This window comes from Ruegeria sp. BI11 (genome assembly GCF_056538005.1).
Map to the genome: position 1 here is coordinate 171988 of NZ_JBQFSM010000007.1, position 20586 is coordinate 192573.

Below are 20586 nucleotides of genomic sequence, written 5' to 3' on the forward strand. Positions count from 1 at the left end.
TTACTTACCCAGTAGAACAATCTGATCCGCAAGTTCCAGCGAGGCCCCCAGGGATCGGCCCGTGGTCATGACCATTTGCGGCAGCACCATCCATTCCAAAGACCAGGCACTGCCGGAACGCTCTTGTTCGTGAACAAGTGCTTGGTGCATTCCCGAAAGTTGGGTGGCATTAAAACGAGCCAGCGTGACCAGCAATTCGGCCTTAACCGGGTTCTGCTTGTGCGGCATCGCCGAAGAGCCACCACCGCCGGACAGGCTGATCTCGTCAATCCCTTGTTGGGCCATCAGTGCCACGTCCTGCCCGATCTTGCCCAGAGAGCCGGAAACCAACGATAACCATCCCGCGAATTCCGCGATGCTGTCCCGGCGGCTATGCCAACAATGAGGCGTGGTTTTCAAACCGAGTATTTGGGCCATTTCCGCGCCAATCTTCTGGGCATCACCTCCCCAGGCGGCGGCATTCCCGATTGCACCACCAAGTTGAAGATTCAGAAGACGAGGTTTTATCTGTTCCAGCCGAACACGATGGTCGTTCAGCGGCAGAATCCAACTCTCCAGACGGTCAGCGACTTTCATCGGAAGGGCTGCTTGCATCCTAGTGCGCCCCATCAATTCGTTTTGACCGTGAGCGTCGCTAAGGGCATTCAATCGCTCGATTAAACTAGACAGGCGATTTGAGAATAGGGTGCAAATTGTCTTCAGTGATAGGATCAAAGTCGTATCGACTATGTCCTGCGATGTCAGTCCGCTGTGGACCGCGGCGCGGTAGTTTTCGGGCAATGCCGCATTTATGGATCGCATAAACGCGGGCACGACGACGCCGTCTATGGCGACACCCTTGCGAAGATCGTCTATATCAATGGTGACATCCCTGATCGCCTTGGCCGTATGTTGGGCAAGCTCAGCGTCAACTCGACCAACGGCACCCAATGCGTGCGAGTACGCGGCCTCAACAGCCAGCATGTGTTGAAGCTGAACGTCTGCGGAAAGCTCATGGCTAATCTCAGCATCACTAAACAATCCACCAAGCCAGGGGTGATCGAAAACGTCACTCATACTTCACCCGGCACGAAATTGGCGGTCATCAATCCCTCCTCAGGCAGCACCTAACCCTAGGATTTTACGGGCCTCACTGGGATTGGCAACGGGTCGCTCGTATTTGTCGCACAGGTCCACCGCTCGTTTCACCAGCGCGGCATTCGAGGGGGCTAGCGTGGTTTGATCCATCCTGACGTTGTCTTCCAGCCCAGTGCGGGTATGCCCGCCCGCCGCGATAGCCCATTCATTGACGACGATCTGGTTCGGGCCGATGCCGGCGGCACACCACTCGGCTTCTGGTGCTCTGTCTTGCATGGATTTGACGTAGAAATCAAAAACGGCCTTATCGGCAGGCATGGCGTTTTTTACACCCATCACGAATTGAACATACAGTTTGGCAGACAGTTTGCCGTCTTCGTGCATACGGATCGCCTGAAGGATGTGGGATAGGTCAAACGCCTCAATCTCAGGCATCACGCCATAGGTTTGCATCTCAGACGCCAGCCAATTCACGAGGTCAGGAGCGTTTTCGTACACCCGTGTCGGGAAGTTGTTCGATCCAACGGAAAGGGATGCCATGTCAGGCCGAAGCGGCAACATCCCGCCCCGTTCCTTTCCCGACCCTGACCGACCGCCAGTCGACAGCTGGATAATCATGCCCGGGCAGTGTTCCTTTAGCCCTTCGATCAGCTTGGCAAACCGCTCCGGATCGCTGGTTGGCGTGCCATCATCATTGCGGACATGGCAATGGGCGATCGAGGCCCCCGCCTCAAAGGCTTCATGCGTACTTTCAACCTGCTCTTCGATGCTGATTGGAACAGCGGGGTTGTTCGCCTTGGTCGGCAAGGAGCCAGTAATGGCGACACAGAGGATGCATGGTTTGTTCATGACGCACTCTTTCCGATTAGCTTGCCTGCCCCAAAGCCTGGAAAGGGTTAGGGACTGAGCGAAAGCTCAGATATCAAAAAACACGGTCTCGTTTTCGCCCTGAAGACGAACGTCAAACCGATAAACAGCTTGACCATCCCGTTCGCTACGCTGAGCTATCAATGTTTGGCGGCGGCTTTCCCATTCTATCAGGTTGATGACCGGATCAGCGGCGTTGGCCGCTTTTTCGTCACTGAAATAGAGGCGTGTATTGAGGCCAACATTGATGCCCCGCGCTACGATCCACAGGTTGATATGAGGGGCCATTATCGTGCCCGATCGACCGGGAACCGTGCCGGGTTTTATCGTATCAAATCCCCATTCGCCGGTTTCGAAATCGGTGATCACACGGCCCCAGCCGCGAAACCCGTCCTCGACGTCACCAGCATGTTCCGGGTGTGCGTAATTGCCATCGGCATTGGCTTGCCACGCCTCGATCAGCACATCCTTGATCGGGTTTCCCGTCCCGTCGATGACCAGACCTTCGATCCGAATGCGCTCACCTTTGGCATTGGGACCGGAAATGTCCCAGCCCAACTCGTTTTCATAGATGTCGAACCCGGCCGCGCCAGGGGCAAGACCAATATGTACGAATGGGCCAGCGGTCTGAAACGGGGTTTCCTTGAGATAGTTTAGCTTTTGAGGCATCGGATCAGTTCCCCTCCAGTCGGTTCTCGAACAGGGTGGACCGGCGCCCCCGCAGCACGATGTCAAACTTATAGGCAATGGTATCGAGAGGGATCGTCGCGTTCATATCCAGTGCCGCAATCAGTTGCTCAATCGCATTTGGATCGGGAATGGTTTGCACGATGGGGCAAAGGTCGATCAACGGATCCCCCTCAAAATAGCATTGCGTGATCAGACGTTGTGCAAAGGCCGTGCCAAAGACGGAAAAATGAACATGCGCGGGACGCCAGTTGTTGACCCAGTTGCGCCAGGGGTAGGCGCCAGGTTTCACGGTGCGGAAATAATAATATCCGTTCTCATCCGTGATCGCGCGTCCGCAACCGCCAAAATTCGGATCGATAGGGGCAAGATAAGTGTCTTTCTTATGGCGATAACGCCCACCGGCATTTGCCTGCCACATTTCCACAAGCGTGTTAGGCACTGGGCGGCTGTTTTCATCCAGAACCCGTCCGTGCAGAATGATCCGCTCGCCAATCGGGCTTTCGCCGGGTTTGGCATAATTCGACAGCAAATCCTTATCTATCGGATCAACATCTTCATGACCAAAAACCGGTCCAGTGATCTCGCTCATTGAGTTTTGCAAGCTTATCAACGCTTGTTTTGGCGAACGGGACACCGAGGTCTTATATCCTTGAACATAAGCGGGGGGATGCCAGTCACGGTCACGCTGGTAGAATTCGCCGGGTTTCACCATGTCGACATTTTCCTTTTTGCTACGGAAACGTTCGCGCGTCTCTCGTGTCAGTCCTGTTCCATTTCTTCATAGGTCTGTTTAGCAAGCTTCAGCGCATGGTTGGCGCGCGGAACACCTGCGTAAACGGCTACGTGTTGAAAGGCCTCCAAAACGTCTTGTTTGCTTGTACCCGTATTGACGGTGGCGCGAATATGCATCGGGATTTCCTCAAAATTACCAAGTGCGGCCAACAGCGCTAGTGTCAGCATCGAGCGTTCCCGATCCGAAATCCCGTCCGACGCCCAAACCGTTCCCCAGGCCCCTTCGGTAATCAAGGTCTGAAACGGCTCATCAAAGGATGTTTTGCAACCCTCGGCATGATCGACATGGGTATCACCTAAAATCGATCGCCTCACGTCCATGCCTTGTTGATAACGGTCAGCCATTCAATGTCTCCTCGATAAAATCGCCGATCAAAGTGGCAAATTGTTCCGGGGCTTCGACACATGGTAAGTGTCCTGCGCCCTGTATTTCTTTGTATTGCGCGCCGGGTATCAGGGCAGCTGTGTTGCGCACCAGTTCAGGAGGGCTGGCCAGATCTTCCGAACCGCCAATAGCCAGAACCCGAAGGCGCAAGCCCGCGTTAGTGGTGCTCAGATCAGTGTCGGCGATGGCGGCGCAACAACCGATATATCCGTCCGAGGGTGTTCTGTTCAGCATGTTGCGCCAAGCCGTCAGTTCCGCAGATTCCTGGAATGCTGCGCTGAACCAGCGCTCTAGAATGGGTTCAGCCAAAGCTGCAATTCCACCCGCGCGCACAGCGTTGATCCGATCTTGCCACATCTCGGCCTCGCCCATTTTCGCAGCCGTGTTTGACAAAACAAGCGCATGTACAAGATCAGGACGGCGCGCGGCCAGAGACTGCCCAATCATACCACCGATTGACAGACCAACAAAAACGCAATCGGAAACGCCAAGATGATCAAGCAGACCTTCGGCATCGCGCGACAAATCTTCTATTGAGTAAGGCGCGGGAGGGCAGGAAGACAGGCCGTGTCCACGTTTGTCAAACCGGATCAGCCGAACACCATTCGGCATCAGCGGAATGATCTTATCCCACACCCGTAAATCCGTTCCCAGTGAATTGGCGAACACAACCGGAAATCCGTCCGGGTCCCCATCTTCGCGCCAATGCAGGCTTGCGTTATCCAACTGGGTCATCCGCATCAGTAGGGCAGGCCAACATAGTTCTGCGCAAAGACTGATTGAGCCTCTCGATTTTCTCTAAGGAAATCGACGTCGGCTTGCTGCATTTTAAGATCAAACTCATTCTGTTTTGGAAAACGATGCAACAGGTTGGTTGTTGCCCAACTGAAGCGTTCGGCTTTCCAAATACGCGCCAATGCTTTTTCCGAATATCGGTCGATACCTTCGCTGTCGCCTTCCTCGAAATATTGCACTAGCCCGTTGTAAAGATAGTGAATATCGCTGGCGGCCGTATTCAGGCCCTTGGCCCCAGTCGGCGGAACAATATGGGCAGCGTCACCGCACAAAAACAGCCGCCCCCAACGCATTGGCTCGGTCACGAAAGACCGCAGCGGTGCGATGGATTTCTCAATCGAAGGCCCTGTCACCAGCTTTTCGGCGAACTCCTCGGGAATGCGACGTTTCAGTTCCCGCCAAAACGCGTCGTCGGTCCAGTCTTCGGGTGAGTCCGACAGCGAGCACTGGATATAATAACGGCTCAGGTTTTCGTTGCGCATCGAGCACAAAGCAAACCCTCTATCCGAGCCCGAATAGATAAGTTCGTCATGGACCGGAGGGGTCTCCGACAGAACGCCCAGCCAGCCGAACGGATAAAGCTTTTCGTATTCCTTGCGGATCGTCAGCGGAATGGTCTGGCGGCTGACGCCGTGGAACCCGTCACACCCAGCGACAAAATCACAGCCGATCCGGTGTGTCGTGCCGTCCACCGAATAGGTTACATAAGGCGCGTCGCTGTCGGCATCGTAAATTGTTACATCTTCGGTGTTGAAGATAATTTTCCCACCCATCGCCTCGCGCGCTTCGTATAGATCACGCGTGACTTCGGTCTGGCCGTATACGACCACATGACTGCCAGTATGTTCTTTGAAGTTAATCTCGAACAGAGTGTCGCCATACGAGATGATGGTGCCGTCATGTACAAAACACTCTTCGTCCATTCGTCCGGCAACGCCGGCCTCGCGCATCAAATTCACAAAGCCCGTTTCGAGGATGCCAGCCCGGATACGCCCAAGGACATACTCCTTAGTCTTTCGTTCCAGCACGATGCTATCGATGCCTTTTCGGTGCAATAGCTGGCCAAGCAGTAAACCCGATGGGCCACCGCCAATAATAAGAACTTTTGTTTTCATACTGGGGTCTCCTGCCTGCAGATTGATGTATTGAAACTGAAATGTAAAATGAGTTATCGGTTGGTTTAGTTGCCTAGAGAGATAAGAAAATGATCGACCGACGCATCAAATTCCGCCACATTCAATCATTTGTGGAAATCGCGCGGGAAAAGAGCCTGAAACGCGCCGCAGCCAAGCTGTTTCTGACCCAGCCAGCGATTTCAAAGACGCTCAAGGAACTTGAAGAGATTGTCGAAGCCCCTTTGATGACGCGCAGCCGTTCGGGCGTGGCACTGACCGAGGAAGGACAGGTTTTCCTGCATTTTGCACAGATGTCTCTGGCCAGCCTTCAGCAAGGTCTGGACGGGGTGGAACGTGCCGGTCGAAAAGAAAAGGAAAAGCTTACAATTGGTGCGCTCCCCAGCGTCGCCGCCTGGATAATGCCCAAAGTCGTCAGAGAGTTTGATGCGCTTGCCCCTGATGCAGCCCTGCAGATCGTCGACGGGCCACATGGGTATTTGGTAGATCGGCTGCGTCTTGGGGAACTTGACATGGTTATAGGACGGCTAGGGCGTCCTGAAACGATGCAGGGTATTTCATTTACGCAACTCTACAACGAGCAGGTGGAATTCGTGGTTCGACCAGGCCACCCAATGCTGACAGATCCTAATCTGCACAGGATTGCCGACTGGCAGGTCATATTCCCGCCGGAAGGGTCCGCAATTCGTCCACTGGTGGAGCGCTTTCTGATTGCCTGTGGTGTTGGAGAGATTCCCAATCGGCTGGAAACAGTTTCGGGTGCTTTTGGTCGCGTCTATACCCGCCAAACCGATGCGATCTGGATCATCTCCGGTGGTGTGGTTGCAAATGAAATTGCCGATGGGCGGCTGGTCAAGCTGCCAATCAATACCGAGTTAACGCAGGGGCCAGTGGGTTTGATGACACGGCCAGATATCACGCCAACACCAATTCAGCAGGTCTTTCGACTTGCGATACAGAATGTGACTAAATCCGCATAGGGAATATTATGGTAAAATGTTCTTTCTAGATTAACGCACTTCGTCGATCCTTACGGGTGACCTGACTATGATATGACGAGAGTTCCGGTCATCTTCGACCCTTGTCGTCGAAGATGAACCAAAACCCTTTAGTTTTTAATAAGCCCAATTGCCAAGCTTGCTAGGTTTAGAGCTTATCTCAGGACCACGACACTGCAATTTGAGTGCCGTACGACTCTGGCAGCCGTAGACCCCAACAGCAGATCAGACAGCCCAGGGCGGTGCGATGAAACGACAACGCAATCTGCCTTGTGCTTTTCCTGCCAGTTAAGGATCGCGTTTGTCGTGTGTCCGGACACCACATGGATATCGACGTCCGATCCGAATTCTTCCTTCAAAGTGCCCGACAATTCCTCGCCAGCCTTCTTAAACTGATCTTTGGGAAAGTAAGAGACCATGTAAGAAGGTAGTTCTTCCATAATGGACAGGACTGAAATCCGACCACCTTCCGCCAAAAGTTTACGTGCGGCTTCGATGGATGCCGAATATTCCTTTTCGTGCCCGGGTGCGACTGGAACAAGTATGTGTTTGAACATTTGATATCCTCTATTTCAGCGCATTGGGCAGCCAAGTGGCGATTTCCGGGAATATGAAGATCAAGGTCAGGCCGACAAATTGCAGGACAACGAAGGGTCCAACCGAGTTATACACATCTCCCATGCTTACGTCCTTGGGTAGCACACCCTTAATCCAGAACAGAACGAAACCGAACGGAGGGGTCAGATATGCGATCTGGATGTTCACGATGAACAGGGCACCGAACCACAGTTTGTCGATCCCCAGCTCGTCAATGATCGGAATGAACAGAGGCGTGCAGAGCAGGATGATGGCCCAGTCATCCATGACCATACCCAGGATCAGGATAATCAGCATCATCATCAGCAGTATACCGGTGCTGCCACCAGGCATAGAAAGAACCAGATTGGTCAGAAGGTCCTGGCTGCCCAATGTGTTGAAAACGTTGAGATAGACGGTCGCGCCAATCAGGATCCACAGACCCATACCGCTGAGTTTCACTGTCGACACCAGAGATTCAACCAGAACAGCCTTGGTCAGCTTGCCATAGATAAAGTTGATGACGAACGCACCGGCGGCACCAAAGGCAGCTGCCTCTGCGGGCGTGGCGATGCCACCCCAGATAACGCCCAGCACGATCACGATCAAAAGCGCGAAAGGCCAGATGCTCAGAACGGCGCTGAGCTTTTCCCCAGCCGTGAATTTCTGATCTGACGGCAGAGCGGGCCCAAGTTCCGGCTGAATGCGGCAACGGACGCCGATGTAGATGGTGTAGAACATGGCGAGCATCAGGCCCGGCATCAGACCAGCCATGAACAGGTCGCCAATGGATACTTTTGCCAACAGACCATAGAAAATAAACGGAACGCTTGGCGGGATCAGCGCACCCAAGGCACCGCCTGCTGCGATACAGCCGATGGCGATCTTGCGGTCATAGTTATACCGCATCATGGATGGGTATGCGATCTGTCCCATGGTCGTGGTCGCGGGCGGTGTGATGCCTGTAATGGCAGCGAAAACGGTACAAACCTGAACCGTGCCCATCGCCAATCCGCCGTGAACATGCCCAATCAGCTTATAAACAGCGTCATAGGCGGCTTCGGCTATTCCGGAAAATCGTATCAAGGACCCCATGAAGAGGAAGAGCGGTACTGTTACCAGGATCGAACTCCACGGAGTCGAATAGAATGCACTGGGCACCGACAACAGAGCGCGGGGTTCAATGATCAGCGCGAACAAAACAGCTGTACCGCCAAGGCCAAACGAGACCGGCAAACCCATGAAAAGAATGGCGAATAGCACTATGAAGTACAGCGCTGTGATAAGTTCAAGGCTCATTTTTTGTCTTTCCTTAGCACGTGGCAGCCTGAGAACGTCGGCGTATGCGCGGTTCCAAATGCCATATCGTTGGCGGCATTTTTCGGTGTGCCGCTGGCTCGAGAAACGAGCCAGCGGTCATTTTTTGCGTCACGTATGACGAATTTTGGGTGGATTAGTTCCCTGCAGCTTTATCTTCGAGGAACTTCTTGTAGATTTCGACGCCCTTGGCGTTTCCTTTCGACGCGGCAGCAACTTGCGGCCAAACTTCAGCGATGGATTTTTCGCGCATTCTTGCAACTTCTTCGTCGCTCAGCATGATCACTTCGCCACCGGCATCGCGGAGGATTTGCAGCGCTTCTTCAACGCCTTCCGCGTGCATGCGGCTGGTTTCGAAGTATGTTTCTTCGAAAATTCCGTCGATTTGCTCACGCTGCCAGTCTGTCAGGGCATTCCAGCTTTGCAGGTTGATGAAGATTTCCTGATGCTGTGCAGGGTTCCAACCGGGCATGATCGCGTAGTCGATCACTTCCTGGAAGGACATGTCGTCGATCCCACCGGTATCCCAGTAGGTGCCTTCGATCGTTCCAAGTTTGATGGCGGTATAGATTTCACCACCGTTCATGGAAACCGGTGCACCGCCCATGGTCGAGTGGAAGATCGCCTGAGGACCACCTGCGCGCATTTTGTGGCCTTCCAGGTCTTCCATTTTTTCGACCCGGAATTTGGTGAACATTGCGTTCGGACCCTGGTTGGTCCAGCCAGCCCAGTGCAGGTTACGCGCATGTGCAGCTTCCTGAACAATATCGCCAACGCGATAATCAGGGTTACCCCACATCACTTCCCATGCTTCTTCGGTGTTGTTGGCACCCATTGCCATACCGAACGCCAGCATACCTTCAGGCATGTCACCGCCATAAACGGATCCCCAACCGGCATAGCCGTCGGTTTGACCAGCAGCTGCAGCGGCAAAAGCCTCGGCGCCGCTAACCAGTGCACCCGCAGGCTCAACACGGATTTTGACAGTACCCTGAGTTGCTTCTTCTACAGCTTCGACCCATGGGATCAGACCGTTGTCCCAACCGGCGTCGGTTTGGTCAAATGCTGGCTGGAAAACCCATTCGGTAACCTCGTCTGGCGGGCCGTCCGCAGCAAAGGCAACACTTGCGCTGGTGGCAAGAGCACCGGCCCAAAAGGCTGTCTTTATGGATTTATCTAGTTTCATTTGTATCCTCCTTGTTTACAGAGATGATTTTTATGTTTTGAACTTGTTAGGATGAAGACGAAGCCGGATTCCGGCTTACGCCTCATCGGGTTCGCCGCCGAAGATTGTTTGCAGATCCACCAAAAGCTTCTTTATGACGATCAGAAGAACAAAGAAGCCACTGAGGGGGATCGCAAATTTGATGGGATAGATCGGGATCGGAACCGATGTCGGCGTCCACTGGTTGAGCATCAGCGAAAGTGCGCCCGCTTCATACCCCTTCCAGATAAGCGTAACCAGAAAGAGGATTGCAATCGGCGCGGTCAGAACGTCCAGGATCGCCTTTTTCCGCGTCGTTGCATTTGCGTAGAAGAGATCGAGCTTCACAAAACTATCATGCTGAAGCGAGTAGATGCCGCCCACACATGCCAACAGCACCATTGCTGCCTGCAATGTTGTGCCAATCCACTGCGATGGGTTGTTAAGCAGGTAACGCATGAAAACGTCTGAGACGCCAAACGCCATGCAATACAAAATCAGAAACCATCCGATCCAACCCGCGAATTCGGATATGCCCCTGGTTAGAGCATCTAGTCCTCGCATCAGCACGCTGTGTCCTCCCCGTGAAAATGCCTATTTTGAACAAGGCGCTACAACGCTTCCGCAGGCCCGGCTCTGTCCTCCTAGAAGGAATATGATGCGTTCCATACGTGAGCAGGCGCAACCCCTCATTTCGCAGAAGGCTTGCATCGTCCCCCTTGCGTCAAGTTAAGTTTATGCGGGGTTGCAAACGAAAGGCACAGATCGATGAAAATATGGGCACAGATCAATGTAACAATTAAGATTATGATAAATAGAGAAAAAACATGTTTTTGAATTGGTATCAAGCTGATAATTCAAGTGTTGATAGGTACAGATGAACGACAAACCATTGCCGGCGACCAATAACACTTTCCAGCAATGTTTGTCTTGAGCCGTACTCACGTGCAATATCAACATCGGCGTAAAATACTAATTTTACACCAATTTCTTATAGGTTAGTTTCTGGTAATTTGCCGAAAGCGCCGGGTCGACTAACGTTTGAATCAGGTGTCTTTGCCAGCGGTAAAGTTAAACTCTGCCCCAGTGCGAATTCCAGATGGCCAACTGGTGGTTATGGTCTTGAGACGGGTGTTGAATCGCACCCCTTCCATACCGTGAATGTGATGATCGCCGAACAGAGACCGCTTCCACCCGCCAAAGGAATGGTAGGCCACTGGAACTGGGATTGAAACGTTTACACCGACCATACCTATGCGCGCCCGCGCCCAAAAATCCCGCGCTGTGTCGCCATCGCGAGTGAAAATTGCCGTGCCGTTTCCATATTCATGATCGTTAATCAGGCTGACCGCGTCTTCGTAGTTTGCAGCGCGAACCACGGAAAGAACCGGGCCAAAGATCTCATCCTTGTAGATAGGCATATCCGGCGTCACGCGATCAAAAAGGCATCCGCCGATGAAATAACCTTCTTCGTAGCCCTGCAACGAGATATCCCGCCCGTCGACAACAAGCTGCGCGCCTTTTTCAATGCCCTGCTCTATATAGGAATGGATGCGCTCGTAACTTTGCTTGCTAATCACAGGACCAAGTTCCGAAGACGGATCGGTAAATGGAGCGGCTTTCAATGCTCGTACTCTGGGCTCCAGGGTTTCGACCAAACGGTCTGCGGTGTCTTCACCTACGGGTACGGCAACGGAAATCGCCATACATCGCTCACCCGCAGAGCCATAGGCCGAGCCAATAAGAGCATCCGTGACCTGTTCGATATCCGCATCCGGCATGACCACAAGATGATTTTTTGCACCACACAACGCCTGAACACGTTTCCCGTTCGCTGAGCCACGCTTGTATATGTACTGGCCAATCGCAGTGGAGCCGACGAAGCTGACCGCTTCGACAAGAGGATGATCCAGAAGCGCGTCGACAGCGACGTTGTCTCCGTTTACAACATTGAACACACCCGGTGGCATTCCGGCCTGTGCCAGCAATTCAGCGATGCGCATTACAACGGACGGATCTTTTTCTGAAGGTTTCAAAACGAATGTGTTCCCACAGGCAATGGAAACCGGATACATCCATAATGGAACCATCGCGGGAAAATTAAATGGGGTTATTCCAGCGACAACTCCCAAAGGCTGTCTGACAGAAAAACTATCAACATTTGTTGCAACAGATTCTGAGTACTCGCCCTTCAGAAGTTGGGGAATCCCGCAAGCAAATTCCACAACCTCAATACCACGCGCAATCTCACCTTTTGCATCCGGCAGTGTCTTGCCATGCTCAGACGACAACAGCTCAGCCAGTTCATTGGTATGACTTTTAAGAAGGTCACGAAACTCGAACATTATCGTTGCGCGCTTAGCAGGTGGTGTGGAAGCCCAGGACGGAGCCGCCTCGGCCGCCGCTTTAACGATGGTGTCCACATCTTCTAAGGATGCGAGGGCTGTCTTTCCCGTCACTGCACCGGTGGCCGGGTTTATAATTTCAGAAATCCGGTCGCTAACACCTGGCCAAAATTCGTTCGATACAAAGTGCCCCAGAATATTCATCAGTCACCTCTCTCATTTCAACCTGACAGACCTTTGGGCACGGTGAGTCAAAACAGAAAGGAACTTGCTTTCGCGGGGGCAAGTGACTTGATCAGACCAGCCCGATTGGTCTTGCCCACCAATTAGGGTGAAATTGTTGAACTGTTGGATAGATACAGATGAGTTTATTTGTGGGCACAGCTAGAGTGCATCAATGGCACTGCGCAAGGTGCGAAGTCCCTGTTCGATTTGACCTGCTGGAACGGCGGATACGCCAAGCCGGAATGTAATTTCGCCCTTGTTTTTATCAGAAAAACAGACGCTCGACGGCTCGATTATTACACCCCTTTGACGCGCGGCTTCAGCGATCTGGTGCGCGCTAAGCCCCTGCGTACTGCAGAAAAAAAAGTTCGTACTGCCATATTCATATTGCAACTCAAAGTCAGGGAACAGCTCCTGAATGACCTGTGATGTAACGTGCCAGCGTTCGTTGAAAATCTGATGTAACTTTGCCCGATGAGTCTCGTGATGGCCAAAACGCAGGAATAGAGATGCGGTATGTTGAATCACGTGCGGGGGATGGCGGATCATCATGCCACGCAGGGCGCGCGCTTCCTGAACCAAAGATTCCTGAGCAACCAGATAACCCAGCCGCAAACCCGGAGCCAGGCTTTTGGATAGGCTGCCAGTATAGATGACACGCCCCTGAGAATGGCCGCTATACAGCGGAAGCAGACTGTTCTCATCAAAGTCCATATCCCCTTCGTAATCGTCTTCGATAATCAGAAAATCTTCTTTCTTTGCCATTTCCAGCAGTTGACGTTTTCGCGTCTGGGACATGGACAGCACTGTCGGCATTTGACGGTTTGGCGTCACATAGACCAGATCGCATCCGGCCAGCCGGTCATCCACGACAAGGCCCTCGCTATCGACGGGTATGTACCTGACTTCGTCGAAAGTCTGCTCGAATATATTGCGCGCATCCGCGTACCCCGGATCTTCGATAGCAACTACGCGGCCAAAGCCCCGAAGCAAGGCTGCCACAATATAGATGGCCTGCTGGGCGCCCATGGTTACCAGCACGTTTTCAGGTTTCGCGACGATCCCTCTTTGCGGCAATAATCGACTGCAAATTTGCTCTATAAAGGTATCGGAATCCCGATACTGGTTGTCACCCGTCCAATTGCTCAGATCACGCATGTTCAGTGCAAGACGGGAACATTCGCGCCATTCTGCTAAGGGAAATCTGTTCGAAGCGGCTTGGTTACACACAAACGGAAACTGGTAATCCGGCCAGTCCGCAGGCCGTGTGATACACCCCGCTTCTGATGGCAATCGCCTTCTGGTTATTCTCTCGACGATGTTTGGAAATTCCGCGCTGCTTTCCCGATCCGCTGTGGTCTGGGTTCGGTTCAGATTGAGCGAGACGTAGTAGCCAGATTTAGGCTTCGAAATGATCGTGCCTTCGTCAACCAACCGGGAATATGCGCCCAATACAGAATTCACCGAAACACTGAGATCCCGCGCAAGCGCCCTGCAGGACGGTAATTTCGCCCCGTTTTGCAGCACACCGCTTGAAATCAAATAGGCCAATTCCGCACGTATCTGATCACGAATACCAAGTGTGTCATCGCGGTCGATGTTCATCACGTTGACCAGGGTTGACGCTGGGCGCTGTGTTTCAAGCGTCTCTGGGCGACTTTTTATGGAGAGTTTCTTGCTCATCATGAACTGGCCGTTTGGTAACACACTGGTCCCACTATCAAAGCGACACCGGATCTACGTGAATTGTGCACGGATCCTGGAATAAGGGAAATCTTTGGGCTATCCATTCTCATCACCGACACCTGATGGGGATAAAGCGCTGCTGCTTTACCTTGCAACTTTCAGCACCATTGATTTTGGCCGCCTTAGACAAGGAAAGGCACGGCGTCAAATCAGCCGTTTTGCTTCCCCAGAAATTTGGAGATAGCCTGAGATCGCCTTGGCACATGAACGCCCCTCGATTGCATGTTGGCTCGGACTTTACCCCGATCGTCTCACGCTATCATCTACGGGGCAAGAATTGACCTCCTAAAGATCAGTGGGAAAACACGGGGATTGTCCCAATGTTTTATCAATCTCTGCATTTGGGCTCAAAACTCAGAATTGTTGCCGAAGCCACGACTTGAAGGCATCGACTTGCGGGCGATTGGCTGCGCAATGTTCTTTGCGGAGAAGGTAGTGTGATTGCTCCAGGGCCACTGCCTCACCGACGATACAAATGTTCTGCCCGGTCTCAATCGCCTGCTGCGCAAACCGTTCAATAACTACGGCACTGCCCAACCCGGCAGCAACCATCCCGATTGCAGCGGTCGACGTGTCGGTGACCAACCGCACCGCAGGGTTTTTCGGTTCCAGTGAGAATGTGGACAGGTAGCGCGTCCAGTGATCGTCAAAACCTAGAATATGAATTGAAGGGTGCTGCAACAAATCTTCAGGGCGCTTTGTCTCGATGTCGGATGTGGCATTGAAAATCGGCACGATTGCTTCTTCGGAAAGCGGCTCATGGTTAGCGCCTGCATAATCTTTGGATGCCAATATGATATCGACATCGACCGGGTGTATATCCGATGAATCCTTCCAGATTGAGGTCATTAGTTTGACGCCGGTATTGGGATGATCGCGCAAAAATCCGTCCAACCGTGGAGAGATCCACATGATGAAGGCCATTGAGGCCCGTACTGTAATCGTTACCGCCTTTCGGGGGCCGAACAGGCCGGTGGTCGACATTTCAATCGTGCTCAGGGCCTCGCGGACAGACAGCAGATAGGCTTTACCCACATCGGTCAGTTGCAGGCTTTTGGGGCGACGCACAAATAGCTTGTCACCAAGCTGTGCCTCCAATGCTTTGATATGCTGGCTTACGGCGGTCTGGGTCAGGCCAACTTCGTGGCTCGCCGATGTAAAGCTCTGCAATCGCGCGGCAGCTTCGAAGCTTCGCAGCCAGTTAAGGTTCAAGTTGTGGCGCATTCACTTTCCATAAATTTTTTATGTTCATGGGGGCATATTCTTTCGTTTTATCTGACCCTGAAGTCTCTGCATAGTATCGGGTTAGGTCACTGCCCATTGACCGGTCGTGTTTTCTTGAAGGAGGTCATCATGAATGACGCCAGCCAAACCCAACGGGATGTTGCACTGGATTTCATAGACCTCGACCGTTACCCGTTAGCCGATCTGGAAAATGATCCGGGCGCAGCGTTTCTGGCCGAATGTCAGCGCAGCATCGAAACCAATGGCTGGTGTAATCTGAAAGGTTTTCTGCGCACTGATGCTTTGCGTAAGGTAAACGCAGAAGCGAATGCGCTGCTGCCGACCGCTGAAGTCCTGCATGTAAAGCGAAATATCTATCAAGGTGCGATCGACCCTTCGCTGCCTGATAATGATCCACGCCGGAAGGAGTTCATCCATAGCGCGGTGCAGCTTGCAGATGATCAGATACCGGCGGAGACAGGCCTCAAGCAGCTTTACCATTCGGATCTTTTGACCGAGTTTGTGCGGCGAGTGCAGATGAAAGATCAGCTGTATCGCTGCGCTGACGAGTTCCAAGCGCTCAACGTCGTCGCCCTGCAACCCGGAAGCGGTCACGCCTGGCATTATGATACGAGCGAGTGCACGGTGACATTGCTGTTGCAAACCGCCGAAAAAGGAGGCGAGTTCACCTTTCTTCCGAACTCCCGAACAGATGAGGACGAAGACCGTGAGGCCGTAGACCGGTTGCTGGACGGCGACATGTCCCATGCGCAGTCATTCTCGCGCGGGGCGGGGACATTGACTTTGTTCCGCGGTGGATACTCGTTGCATGGTGTGACCAAAGTTGAAGGCAAGCACCCGCGCATTACAGCCACCATGACTTATGACGAACAGCCTGGCACTGTCATCGACGACGAGATCAGCATTCGTATTTATGGCAAGCGGGTGGAAGACATACTGGCCAGCCGCAAGGCTGCAACAACAGGTTAAGGACGGGTAAATATGAAAACCGCACTTCTGGTGATTGATGTACAGATGGCGCTTGCGCATGAGGATGCATCGGGTGCGGAACGGTCTTGCCCCGAAGCAGAAAGCAACATTGCTCAGCTGCTGGAAAAATTTCGCAGTGACGGCAACACAGTCGTTCATGTGCACCATCATGGTACAGATCCCGACGATCTGTTTCACCCCGACGCCCCGGGATGTGCCGCTCAACCGTTCGCGGCTCCGGCTACAAACGAGCCGACTGTCGTTAAAACGGGAAGCAGTGGGTTTGTGGGAACTCCATTGCAGACAATTCTGCAAGACGCTGGAATCGAGCGCGTCGTGCTCTGCGGCGCGACCGCCAATCATTGTGTTGAATCGACCACGCGCAGTGCGGCTGATCTTGGGTATCAACCCATCTATGCGGCCGATGCGGTCTGGACCTACGGGCTTACCGGACCGGATGGGCAGTCCCACAGCGCGAGCAAGGTTCACTCGGTCAGTATGGCAACGCTTGAAGGCGAGATCGCGGATGTGAAATCTACAAAAGACGTTCTGGCCTTGTAATATCCGCTGCTGTGGCAAGCGCAATTTGGCTCACAGTTGCGCGACAAAGCCCGATGCGGACCTCTTTTGAAAAACAGTGTAATTTTAGCCCCTTTTTTGATCTATGAAGTGTTGCCTTTGTTCATTCGGAACACTCCGATGCCACAGACAGCCCCTTACCCTCAGCTATCCATGTCGCTTGACGTCTTGGTAGCTGTGTTTCTCTGAAGGCTTCTGGCTGACCGTCAATATTGATGCTCTCGCGTCAATGCCTCAACCGTTTCAATAATATCATTCTCCAGTTTGCGTGCTGCGGGTGACAATGCCGAACCCGCTTTGCGCAAGAGGTGAATTTGGCGTTTCGCGATCTCATCTGCCAATGGGCGGAACACAAGCTCGCTTGGACCAAATGAGATTGCGGCCATTTCAGGCAGAATTGTTACGCCAATACCGGCCCGGACCATCCCCAGAATAGACGTAAGGTTGTGGGCCGAAATGCGCGATTTGGCATGCAGGTTTTCTGCTTCTTGGCCCGGTATGCTTTCTGAAAGGCTGTTGGCAATCAGACGTTCTCCTTCCAGCGCGCGCCAATCAACGGGGCCGGTGTCTTTCGCCAGCGGATGATCAGGGGCAACCAGAACGCCGAACCGGTCTGTCAACAGAAGTCGGCTGTGCAGGCTTGACCCGTTAACACTCAGTGTTGCGATTCCGATATCAATTCGCCCGCGCGACAATTCATGCAGGACAGATTTGGAGTCCATATCCCGCAGGTCAATTCGGACTTTGTCATAAGTTTCTATTTTACGGGCAAAAACCTGTGGAATGATCGTACCGGCCACTGAGGGCACCGTTGCAATTCGAACATGACCCAGGCTGGCGTCGGCGAAGTTTTCGATAGAACGAACCGTATTGTCGAAATGCTGAACCTCTTGCTCGGATTGCTCGAGCACGAACTCTCCCAACGCAGTGAGTTTGTTTTTCCGGTCCGTTTCGAACAGCGGTTCTCCAAGATGGGTTTCCAGTTGCTTCATCATCATCGACACGGCTGACGGGGTCCGTTTCAGGACCAAAGCCGCGTCTGTCAGGTTTCCACAACGTGCGACTGCAACAAATCCGCGAAGCATTTCGATTTTAAGCGTCATCCGACCATTTCAATTCAACTGAAGTAATGTTCAATAATTTTAGTTTGATTGATAGCTCCAAAGAGGTCCATACCTAATCAACACTTTCTGAATGAGGCGACACAGCTATGGCTGACATCCAAAAGAACCTGATCGCTGGCGAATGGCTGACAGGTGAAAGCGAAATCGAGAACCGCAATCCATCTGATCTGAGCGACCTGGTTGGCATGTTTGCGCAAGCCAGCGCCGATCAGCTTGAGGCAACGCTGGATCAGGCGCGCGTGGCGCAGGCGGAATGGGCCGCATATGGGCTTGAGCGTAAGCAGGCGGTTCTGAACGCAATCGGCAACGAGTTGATGGCCCGTACCGAGGAACTGGGCACCCTGCTCAGCCGGGAAGAGGGCAAACCGCTGGCTGAAGGTAAGGGCGAAGTGTATCGCGCCGGTCAGTTCTTCACTTATTACGCCGCTGAATGTCTGCGCCAGATTGGCGAGAACGCCGATTCCGTGCGACCCGACATCGAAGTTGATGTGCGCCGCGAGGCTGTGGGCGTCGTCGCCATCATCAGCCCGTGGAACTTCCCCACGGCGACCGCTTCTTGGAAGATCGCTCCGGCGCTGTGCTATGGCAATGCAGTTGTATGGAAGCCCGCCAACATCACGCCAGCCTCGGCGGTGGCTTTGACTGAGATTATCAACCGTCAGGACATCCCCAAGGGTCTGTTCAGCCTTGTGATGGGATCGGGCCGCTCGATCGGTCAGCGCCTTGTCGAAAGCTCCAAGGTTAACGCAATTTCTTTCACCGGTTCGGTTCCGGTCGGCAAGGGAATTGCGGCGGCGGCCATCCAGAACCTGACCAAGGTTCAGATGGAAATGGGGTCGAAGAACGCTCTGGCGGTCATGGACGACGCCGATCTGGATCTGGCAGTAACACTGGCCCTTGGTGGGGCATTCGGTGGCACAGGGCAAAAATGCACGGCCTCCTCCCGCCTCGTGGTTCACGCTGGCATTCACGACGCGTTTGTAGAAAAGCTGGTCGCGGGTGCGCAGGCGATGAAAGTGGGCCACGCGCTGGAGGAAGGGGTTCAGATGGGGCCCGTCGTCAGCCAGCAGCAGTTGGCCGAGAATCTGGCCTATGTCGATCTGGGCAAATCCGAAGGCGCGGAACTGGCTTGCGGCGGTCAGCGTTTGGAAATGCCGCATGACGGTTTCTACATGAACCCCGGCGTGTTCCTGAACACTAACAACGACATGCGCATCAACCGTGAAGAAATGTTCGCACCGCTGACCAGCGTCATCAAGGTCGGCAGCTATGATGAAGCGTTGAGCGTCGTCAACGACACCAATTTTGGCCTGACCTCGGGAATTGTGACCAAATCGCTGGCCCGGGCCACGCATTTCCGACGCAACGCACGCACCGGCGTTGTCACAGTGAACTTGCCCACCGCTGGCACCGACTATCACGTACCTTTCGGCGGTCGCGGCGACAGCTCGTACGGCCCGCGCGAGCAGGGCAAGGCTGCGGCCGAGTTCTACACCGCGGTCAAGACCGCCTACATTAGCGCCGGAAAGCCGGATTGATGCTGGTCGATTGCCTGCAATATGCGAACTGGTCGGAAAAGATTTTCCGCCAACTGCGCGAAGGAGGCGTGGATGCGATCCACGTCACCATCGCCTATCACGAGAACTTTCGTGAAACGGTACTGAACTTTGAGCGGTGGAATCGCTGGTTCGAGCAATACCCCGACCTCATCATGAAGGGCCGTTGGGCCAGCGACATTAACGTTGCGCGCGAAACCGGCCGGACGGCGGTGTTTTTTGGCTTCCAGAACCCCTCACCTATCGAAGACGATATCGGGCTGGTAGAAATCCTGCACGATCTGGGCGCGCGGTTCATGCAGCTGACCTATAACAACCAATCGCTACTGGCGACGGGTTGTTACGAGGCCGAAGACACCGGCATCACCCGCATGGGCAAGCAGGTCATCAAAGAGATGAACCGAGTTGGCCTTGTTGTGGACATGAGTCACTCGGCAGATCGTTCAACAATCGAGGCGGCAGAGATTTCCGAACGTCCCATCGCCATCACCCATGCCAACCCGCACGAATGGTGCCCCGCCCTTCGCAATAAGCGGGACACGGTGATCCGGGCCGTGACCGAAAACGGTGGTATGCTGGGCTTTTCGGTCTACCCTCACCACCTCAAGAACAAATCTGACTGCACGCTTGAGAGTTTCTGCGAAATGATCGCGCGAACCGCGGACAAATACGGTGTGGAGCAATTGGGGATCGGCACGGATCTGTGTCAGGATCAGCCCGACAGCATAGTGGAATGGATGCGCGTCGGTCGCTGGACCAAAGAGATCGACTATGGCGAAGGCTCTGCGTCGGCCCCCGGGTTCCCGCGCATGCCTGATTGGTTCCAGGACAACCGTGATTTCGGGAATATCAAGGACGGCTTGCTTAAAACCGGCCTAAACACCGACGAAGTCGCCGGGATCATGGGCGGTAATTGGTATCGCTTCTTCGATAAGAACTTCGGGCCATCGGAAAGCTGAGGAG

The 20586-nt window shown here is 53.5% G+C and carries 20 protein-coding genes; 5 read left to right on the forward strand and 15 right to left on the reverse strand.

Translation table 11 applies throughout. From position 1 onward, the window contains the following. The 7 genes from ACR0DT_RS16115 to pobA form a co-directional block, all read right to left on the reverse strand. Entirely contained in the window at positions 1-1056 is a 1056-nt protein-coding gene (locus tag ACR0DT_RS16115; protein WP_480711739.1) for a 3-carboxy-cis,cis-muconate cycloisomerase, read from the reverse strand. Positions 1057-1095: 39 nt separating this feature from the next. Then, positions 1096-1926 (reverse strand): 3-oxoadipate:acetyl-CoA acetyltransferase, encoded by an 831-nt coding sequence (locus ACR0DT_RS16120; RefSeq protein WP_480711740.1) that lies wholly within the window; start codon positions 1924-1926, stop codon positions 1096-1098. Positions 1927-1992: 66 nt separating this feature from the next. Continuing rightward, the gene (gene pcaG / locus ACR0DT_RS16125; RefSeq protein ID WP_480711741.1) at positions 1993-2613 is read right to left on the reverse strand and encodes a protocatechuate 3,4-dioxygenase subunit alpha; all 621 of its coding nucleotides are present in this window, start codon (positions 2611-2613) and stop codon (positions 1993-1995) included. Between the two features lie 4 nt (positions 2614-2617). Further along, positions 2618-3346, reverse strand: coding sequence for a protocatechuate 3,4-dioxygenase subunit beta (gene pcaH, locus ACR0DT_RS16130; protein WP_480711742.1), 729 nt, complete (start codon positions 3344-3346; stop codon positions 2618-2620). Positions 3347-3393: 47 nt separating this feature from the next. Further along, the gene (gene pcaC, locus ACR0DT_RS16135; protein WP_480711743.1) at positions 3394-3771 is read right to left on the reverse strand and encodes a 4-carboxymuconolactone decarboxylase; all 378 of its coding nucleotides are present in this window, start codon (positions 3769-3771) and stop codon (positions 3394-3396) included. Next, positions 3764-4552: a 3-oxoadipate enol-lactonase gene (gene pcaD / locus ACR0DT_RS16140; protein WP_480711744.1), complete on the reverse strand. Its 789-nt coding sequence runs from the start codon at positions 4550-4552 to the stop codon at positions 3764-3766. Before pcaD ends, pcaC begins: the two co-directional genes overlap by 8 nt. Then, positions 4552-5721: a 4-hydroxybenzoate 3-monooxygenase gene (pobA, locus tag ACR0DT_RS16145; protein ID WP_480711745.1), complete on the reverse strand. Its 1170-nt coding sequence runs from the start codon at positions 5719-5721 to the stop codon at positions 4552-4554. Before pobA ends, pcaD begins: the two co-directional genes overlap by 1 nt. Before the next feature lie 89 nt (positions 5722-5810). On the opposite strand from pobA, the gene pcaQ reads away from it, so the two are divergent. Next, the gene (gene pcaQ / locus ACR0DT_RS16150) at positions 5811-6719 is read left to right on the forward strand and encodes a pca operon transcription factor PcaQ (protein WP_480711746.1); all 909 of its coding nucleotides are present in this window, start codon (positions 5811-5813) and stop codon (positions 6717-6719) included. A gap of 173 nt (positions 6720-6892) precedes the next feature. On the opposite strand, the gene ACR0DT_RS16155 is transcribed toward pcaQ, so the two are convergent. From ACR0DT_RS16155 to ACR0DT_RS16185, 7 genes are all read right to left on the reverse strand, one after another. Next, complete coding sequence (locus ACR0DT_RS16155; RefSeq protein ID WP_480711747.1) at positions 6893-7294, reverse strand: universal stress protein; 402 nt, start codon at positions 7292-7294, stop codon at positions 6893-6895. A 10-nt stretch (positions 7295-7304) separates the two neighbouring features. Beyond that, positions 7305-8612: a TRAP transporter large permease gene (locus ACR0DT_RS16160; protein WP_480711748.1), complete on the reverse strand. Its 1308-nt coding sequence runs from the start codon at positions 8610-8612 to the stop codon at positions 7305-7307. 154 nt (positions 8613-8766) lie between these two features. Then, on the reverse strand, positions 8767-9816 hold the full coding sequence (locus tag ACR0DT_RS16165; RefSeq protein ID WP_480711749.1) for a TRAP transporter substrate-binding protein: 1050 nt from the start codon (positions 9814-9816) through the stop codon (positions 8767-8769). Between the two features lie 75 nt (positions 9817-9891). Further along, on the reverse strand, positions 9892-10398 hold the full coding sequence (locus ACR0DT_RS16170; protein ID WP_480711750.1) for a TRAP transporter small permease subunit: 507 nt from the start codon (positions 10396-10398) through the stop codon (positions 9892-9894). A 482-nt stretch (positions 10399-10880) separates the two neighbouring features. Further along, on the reverse strand, positions 10881-12383 hold the full coding sequence (locus tag ACR0DT_RS16175; RefSeq protein ID WP_480711751.1) for a CoA-acylating methylmalonate-semialdehyde dehydrogenase: 1503 nt from the start codon (positions 12381-12383) through the stop codon (positions 10881-10883). A gap of 180 nt (positions 12384-12563) precedes the next feature. Next, the gene (locus ACR0DT_RS16180; protein ID WP_480711752.1) at positions 12564-14087 is read right to left on the reverse strand and encodes an aminotransferase-like domain-containing protein; all 1524 of its coding nucleotides are present in this window, start codon (positions 14085-14087) and stop codon (positions 12564-12566) included. Between the two features lie 417 nt (positions 14088-14504). Then, complete coding sequence (locus ACR0DT_RS16185; protein WP_480711753.1) at positions 14505-15374, reverse strand: LysR family transcriptional regulator; 870 nt, start codon at positions 15372-15374, stop codon at positions 14505-14507. Positions 15375-15503: 129 nt separating this feature from the next. On the opposite strand from ACR0DT_RS16185, the gene ACR0DT_RS16190 reads away from it, so the two are divergent. After that, on the forward strand, positions 15504-16364 hold the full coding sequence (locus ACR0DT_RS16190) for a HalD/BesD family halogenase (protein ID WP_480711754.1): 861 nt from the start codon (positions 15504-15506) through the stop codon (positions 16362-16364). 12 nt (positions 16365-16376) lie between these two features. Then, a complete protein-coding gene (locus ACR0DT_RS16195; RefSeq protein WP_480711755.1) occupies positions 16377-16925 on the forward strand; it encodes an isochorismatase family protein in 549 nt (182 codons plus the stop codon). A gap of 224 nt (positions 16926-17149) precedes the next feature. Here the strand turns inward: ACR0DT_RS16195 and ACR0DT_RS16200 are convergent, their stop codons facing one another. Further along, on the reverse strand, positions 17150-18046 hold the full coding sequence (locus ACR0DT_RS16200; RefSeq protein WP_480711756.1) for a LysR family transcriptional regulator: 897 nt from the start codon (positions 18044-18046) through the stop codon (positions 17150-17152). Positions 18047-18153: 107 nt separating this feature from the next. On the opposite strand from ACR0DT_RS16200, the gene ACR0DT_RS16205 reads away from it, so the two are divergent. Beyond that, the gene (locus ACR0DT_RS16205) at positions 18154-19605 is read left to right on the forward strand and encodes an aldehyde dehydrogenase family protein (protein WP_480711757.1); all 1452 of its coding nucleotides are present in this window, start codon (positions 18154-18156) and stop codon (positions 19603-19605) included. Next, positions 19605-20582 (forward strand): membrane dipeptidase, encoded by a 978-nt coding sequence (locus ACR0DT_RS16210; RefSeq protein ID WP_480711758.1) that lies wholly within the window; start codon positions 19605-19607, stop codon positions 20580-20582. The genes ACR0DT_RS16205 and ACR0DT_RS16210 overlap by 1 nt, the downstream gene beginning before the upstream one ends. Positions 20583-20586 lie beyond the last annotated feature (4 nt).

What these genes read in the sequence shown, in the direction of transcription:
- ACR0DT_RS16115 (WP_480711739.1), bottom strand. Translation starts at nt 1,056, where the DNA reads ATGAGTGACGTTTTCGATCACCCCTGGCTTGGTGGATTGTTTAGTGAT.
- ACR0DT_RS16120 (WP_480711740.1), bottom strand. Translation starts at nt 1,926, where the DNA reads ATGAACAAACCATGCATCCTCTGTGTCGCCATTACTGGCTCCTTGCCG.
- pcaG (WP_480711741.1), bottom strand. Translation starts at nt 2,613, where the DNA reads ATGCCTCAAAAGCTAAACTATCTCAAGGAAACCCCGTTTCAGACCGCT.
- pcaH (WP_480711742.1), bottom strand. Translation starts at nt 3,346, where the DNA reads ATGGTGAAACCCGGCGAATTCTACCAGCGTGACCGTGACTGGCATCCC.
- pcaC (WP_480711743.1), bottom strand. Translation starts at nt 3,771, where the DNA reads ATGGCTGACCGTTATCAACAAGGCATGGACGTGAGGCGATCGATTTTA.
- pcaD (WP_480711744.1), bottom strand. Translation starts at nt 4,552, where the DNA reads ATGCGGATGACCCAGTTGGATAACGCAAGCCTGCATTGGCGCGAAGAT.
- pobA (WP_480711745.1), bottom strand. Translation starts at nt 5,721, where the DNA reads ATGAAAACAAAAGTTCTTATTATTGGCGGTGGCCCATCGGGTTTACTG.
- pcaQ (WP_480711746.1), top strand. Translation starts at nt 5,811, where the DNA reads ATGATCGACCGACGCATCAAATTCCGCCACATTCAATCATTTGTGGAA.
- ACR0DT_RS16155 (WP_480711747.1), bottom strand. Translation starts at nt 7,294, where the DNA reads ATGTTCAAACACATACTTGTTCCAGTCGCACCCGGGCACGAAAAGGAA.
- ACR0DT_RS16160 (WP_480711748.1), bottom strand. Translation starts at nt 8,612, where the DNA reads ATGAGCCTTGAACTTATCACAGCGCTGTACTTCATAGTGCTATTCGCC.
- ACR0DT_RS16165 (WP_480711749.1), bottom strand. Translation starts at nt 9,816, where the DNA reads ATGAAACTAGATAAATCCATAAAGACAGCCTTTTGGGCCGGTGCTCTT.
- ACR0DT_RS16170 (WP_480711750.1), bottom strand. Translation starts at nt 10,398, where the DNA reads ATGCGAGGACTAGATGCTCTAACCAGGGGCATATCCGAATTCGCGGGT.
- ACR0DT_RS16175 (WP_480711751.1), bottom strand. Translation starts at nt 12,383, where the DNA reads ATGAATATTCTGGGGCACTTTGTATCGAACGAATTTTGGCCAGGTGTT.
- ACR0DT_RS16180 (WP_480711752.1), bottom strand. Translation starts at nt 14,087, where the DNA reads ATGAGCAAGAAACTCTCCATAAAAAGTCGCCCAGAGACGCTTGAAACA.
- ACR0DT_RS16185 (WP_480711753.1), bottom strand. Translation starts at nt 15,374, where the DNA reads ATGCGCCACAACTTGAACCTTAACTGGCTGCGAAGCTTCGAAGCTGCC.
- ACR0DT_RS16190 (WP_480711754.1), top strand. Translation starts at nt 15,504, where the DNA reads ATGAATGACGCCAGCCAAACCCAACGGGATGTTGCACTGGATTTCATA.
- ACR0DT_RS16195 (WP_480711755.1), top strand. Translation starts at nt 16,377, where the DNA reads ATGAAAACCGCACTTCTGGTGATTGATGTACAGATGGCGCTTGCGCAT.
- ACR0DT_RS16200 (WP_480711756.1), bottom strand. Translation starts at nt 18,046, where the DNA reads ATGACGCTTAAAATCGAAATGCTTCGCGGATTTGTTGCAGTCGCACGT.
- ACR0DT_RS16205 (WP_480711757.1), top strand. Translation starts at nt 18,154, where the DNA reads ATGGCTGACATCCAAAAGAACCTGATCGCTGGCGAATGGCTGACAGGT.
- ACR0DT_RS16210 (WP_480711758.1), top strand. Translation starts at nt 19,605, where the DNA reads ATGCTGGTCGATTGCCTGCAATATGCGAACTGGTCGGAAAAGATTTTC.